We start from the raw sequence: 3,950 nt of genomic DNA, 5'->3' as shown, positions 1-3,950 counted from the left end.
GAATCACTCTCATGGGTTGACTATAATTTTTCGCTAATTCCAAGAGCTATCTATGAATTTGGGGTTAAGCCTTCATTTGCCAGTTGAATAATCCGAGAGAATACAAATAGTTTTTACACATAGCCTACATGAAAACTATGGACATATTGAATAAGATGGGATGGAAAGATTGTACTTGAAGCTTAGAGTATCTTTATGTACTTCACTTCTCCGGTTGTGACAGAGTTGCCTGCACCATCATATGCAGTCACCGTAAGTGTATGGACTCCGAATGGAAATTCGCGTGGCAGTTCTGCTTTGTATGGGGAATTGAAATCTTCCCAAAGTACTTGGCCGTCGAGCTTGAAATAGATTGCCTGTATTCCTGAAAGAGTGTCAGTAGCGGTGGCAGCCGCCGTGAAACTGCCTATTATTTTAGTTTTTCCAAGCACGGTGGGCAGTATTTCTCGCCCAAATATGTAAAGATAACCATCCTTTGGGGCAGTTATGGAAACGGAAGGACCAGTCTTATCTATTTTGAATGTAAAATTTTTCTCAGCCTCGACGTTTCCTGCATTATCGACGGAATAGAAATACAAGGTGTGGTTTCCATTGCTGCCTATGCTTACTCCCCCACCGTAGTTTTCCCAGTCCCCATCGTCTATTTTATATTTCGTATAGTCCACACCGGACAGGGCATCAGAGGCATTAAGGGTTATCGTAACGGTACCGACATACCACCCATTATTTCCGAGAGAACCGTTTATTGAGGAATTTGTCTGGGGATGATTGTTATCAATTTTAACCGTTATGGATTTAATATCCTCGCTATTGCCTGCTTCGTCCGTGGAGTAGTATTCGACTTCATTTTCTCCCTCCGCACTTACGTTAAACGATTCATTATAAATATTCCATTCCTCCTCTATTTTATACCACGTAGCATTTACTCCGGAGAGATTGTCAGTTGCATCAAGGGTTGCTGATGCATTTCCTTTGTACCATCCATTTTTCCCCAAATCACCATCCAAAGTAATATTGGTTTGTGGATTTTCTGTATCCACTATAATTTGCACAGAAGTCTCGTTATATGCCCCATCATTGTCAGTTACATTCAGCGTAACAGTGTATACATTGTCCCCCATGTAGGTATGGCTCTTGAAAATGCCAGAAGCAGTATTTCCATCGCCGAAATCCCATGCACAGCCAACAATAGCCCCATCGGGATCATAGGAAGAAGAAGCATTGAATGTTACGGTCAAGTTATTTACAATTCTGTTGCTGCCGGCATCTGCAACGGGCGGCACATTTAGAATGTTGATAGGATAAGTTATTGTATCCATCGTACTGTTATCATCCCATACCGTAAGCCTGACTATGTAAATGCCGTCATCGCCGTACATATGAACTGGATTCCTATTGCAAGAAAAATTATCGTCACCGAAATCCCATATCCAGACTATGGTCCCTCCAGAAGAGTTATCATAAAAATGAACGAGTTGCAAATCTGTTGGCTCGGTGGGTTGCCAATAAAAGTCTGCTTTCAATCCCCCATTACCCTCAACAAAAGTAAATGCCGAGGATATAATCAAAAAAGATACTGCAACTGTCAGTACACTGAAAAATTTTTTTTGTCGTATTACTTTTTTCATATCATCTCACCTGTTATTGGTACGGCTACTAAATAATTTTTGGTATATATTTATTTTTGCCCGTGATATATGCAACCGGATTAAACAATAATCAATTCTTCACAATACATAGAAACCACCAAAAATATTAAAAGGAGAATGTATTGCAGAGTGATAATATGCCAGAATTTAAAGTGGTCGTAAGCGATAAAAGCGAGGGCTGTCAGGTAAACATCGAAGGGCATCATGCGAATTCATTAGTCGGGAAAAAAATAGGGGATGAAGTAGACGGAATATTCGTTTCCCTGCCCGGATACAAGTTAGAAATTACGGGCGGCAGCGATAAAGACGGTTTCGTAATGAGAAAAGAAATACCCGGGATTTCAAGGAGAAGGATTTTGGTTACAAAAAGTGTAGGTTTCAAACCGAAAGATAAGGGAGTGAGAAAAAGAAAAACAGTTTGCGGCAATACCATCGGCCTCAATACCCTGCAAATAAATATGAAAGTTACAAAGAGAGGGATAAAGCCCATGAAAGAATTGTTAAAGGCAACAGAAAAAAAAGAAGAGAAAAATGAATCAACCTGAAGTGAATATAGGGATGGTGGGACACGTTGACCATGGTAAAACCACCTTGACTCAAGCCCTGTCTGGGAAGTGGACAGACGAGCATTCCGAGGAACTAAAGAGAGGGATATCAATAAAACTTGGTTATGCCGATACGACCTTCTATAAATGCCCGAACTGCCCCGAGCCGCTCTGCTATTCAACAAAACCCGTATGTCCTAACTGCGGGGAGAAGGGAAAGTTATTGAGAAAAATATCTTTTGTGGACGCTCCTGGGCACGAAACGCTTATGGCTGTTGTTATCTCCGGGGCTGCAATAATGGACGGAGCACTTCTGCTCATTGCTGCCAATGAAAAATGTCCCCAACCCCAGACAGAGGAACATCTGATGGCCTTAGATATCACCGGCACAAAAAATATCGTAATAGTCCAGAATAAAATAGATCTGGTAAGCAAAGAAGAAGCCATCAAAAATCATGAGCAAATACTTGATTTTGTTAACGGTACATGTGCGGAAGAATCACCAGTAATTCCTGTATCAGCACATCACGAGACAAATCTTGATACACTTATAGGGGCAATCGAAGAATATATACCCACTCCGAAGAGAGACAGACATAAAAACCCCATTATGTACACGGCCAGGAGTTTTGATGTGAACAAGCCAGGAACACCGCCTGATAAAATCCAGGGCGGCATCATAGGAGGTTCGCTGAAACAGGGAATTTTATCTGTCGGCGATGACATAGAGATTCGGCCGGGGAGAAGAATAGAGGAATATGGAAAAGAGAGATACGAGTCAATATTTGCCACAATTTCATCAATTATTACAGGAGGGAAATCGGTTGAGAAAGCAGGATCCGGCGGCCTGCTTGGAATCGGGACAGAGATAGACCCGTTTATCACAAAGGCTGATGCGCTGGCAGGAAGAATTGTGGGGAGAGAAGGGCTGTTGCCTCCCGTCTGGGATGCACTAGAACTGGACGTGCATATCATAAATAGAACGGTGGGGCTTAACGGGGAATCACCGGAAACTATTAAAACAAATGAAACTCTTATGCTTACGGTGGGAACAGCGACAACAGTAGGCATTGTAACGTCTGCGAGAGATAATATCGTCCAGATGACTCTTAAGATACCCGTCTGCGCCGAAAAGGGGCAAAGGGTAGCAATATCAAAAAGAATTGGGGGAAGATGGAGACTTATTGGATATGGTGATATAAAATGAGGACAGTAATTCTTGACACAAACGCCCTGATGATACCTTACCAGTCAGGCATAAACATAGAGAGAGAAATAATCCGTCTGCTTGGTATATGCAGGATAATTGTTCCCAGCTCGGTCGTGGAAGAAATGGAAAGGCTGGCAAATGAAGATGGCAAGACTGGCAGGGCAGCAAAATTGGGACTGAACATTATAAAAAAGCGAGGGTTCCGGCTGATGGAAACGAAAAGCAAGGGAGATGATGGTGTAATTGAAACAGCGTTGAAAATGGACGGGGCTATCGTAACCAATGATAAAGAGTTAAGAAAAAGAGCGAAGGAAATGAACCTGCCGATTATTTACCCTAGGGGGGAGAACAGACTGGAACTGGAAGAAGTGTTATAGAAATACATCTGGCATTGGATGGGATTACTTATTCAATCCCTTTAACGGAAGTTCCAGAAAAAAATTTGATGTGGAAAGCTCAAAAAACTCCAGAATTAAGGAGGCGGTCGCTATTTTTTTCTCTTAAGATTCAATTTTTTTCTAGTGGCTACTTTTATGCCACGATGTG

The 3,950-nt window shown here is 41.9% G+C and carries 4 protein-coding genes; 3 read left to right on the top strand and 1 reads right to left on the bottom strand.

Features of this window, described 5'->3' with window-relative positions; genetic code table 11:
- Window positions 1-182 precede the first annotated feature (182 nt).
- Window positions 183-1,628, bottom strand: coding sequence for a PKD domain-containing protein (locus U9O96_08130; protein MEA2055051.1), 1,446 nt, complete (start codon window positions 1,626-1,628; stop codon window positions 183-185).
- A 158-nt stretch (window positions 1,629-1,786) separates the two neighbouring features.
- Here U9O96_08130 and U9O96_08125 point away from each other — a divergent pair, with 158 nt between their 5' ends.
- From U9O96_08125 to U9O96_08115, 3 genes are read left to right on the top strand one after another with little or no spacing between them, the layout of a single operon-like run.
- The gene (locus U9O96_08125; GenBank protein MEA2055050.1) at window positions 1,787-2,194 is read left to right on the top strand and encodes a 30S ribosomal protein S6e; all 408 of its coding nucleotides are present in this window, start codon (window positions 1,787-1,789) and stop codon (window positions 2,192-2,194) included.
- Window positions 2,181-3,401: a translation initiation factor IF-2 subunit gamma gene (locus tag U9O96_08120; GenBank protein ID MEA2055049.1), complete on the top strand. Its 1,221-nt coding sequence runs from the start codon at window positions 2,181-2,183 to the stop codon at window positions 3,399-3,401. The genes U9O96_08125 and U9O96_08120 overlap by 14 nt, the downstream gene beginning before the upstream one ends.
- A complete protein-coding gene (locus U9O96_08115) occupies window positions 3,398-3,781 on the top strand; it encodes a twitching motility protein PilT (protein MEA2055048.1) in 384 nt (127 codons plus the stop codon). Before U9O96_08120 ends, U9O96_08115 begins: the two co-directional genes overlap by 4 nt.
- Window positions 3,782-3,950 lie beyond the last annotated feature (169 nt).

The sequence above is a fragment of the Candidatus Thermoplasmatota archaeon genome (assembly GCA_034660695.1).
Taxonomy (GTDB): domain Archaea; phylum Thermoplasmatota; class E2; order UBA202; family DSCA01; genus JAYEJS01.
Note: the sequence above shows the minus strand (reverse complement) of the source record. Positions and strands in the feature narration are given on the sequence as shown.

Coding starts and splice junctions, on each gene's coding strand:
- U9O96_08125 (MEA2055050.1), top strand. CDS start 1,787: ATGCCAGAATTTAAAGTGGTCGTAAGCGATAAAAGCGAGGGCTGTCAG.
- U9O96_08120 (MEA2055049.1), top strand. CDS start 2,181: ATGAATCAACCTGAAGTGAATATAGGGATGGTGGGACACGTTGACCAT.
- U9O96_08115 (MEA2055048.1), top strand. CDS start 3,398: ATGAGGACAGTAATTCTTGACACAAACGCCCTGATGATACCTTACCAG.
- U9O96_08130 (MEA2055051.1), bottom strand. CDS start 1,628: ATGAAAAAAGTAATACGACAAAAAAAATTTTTCAGTGTACTGACAGTT.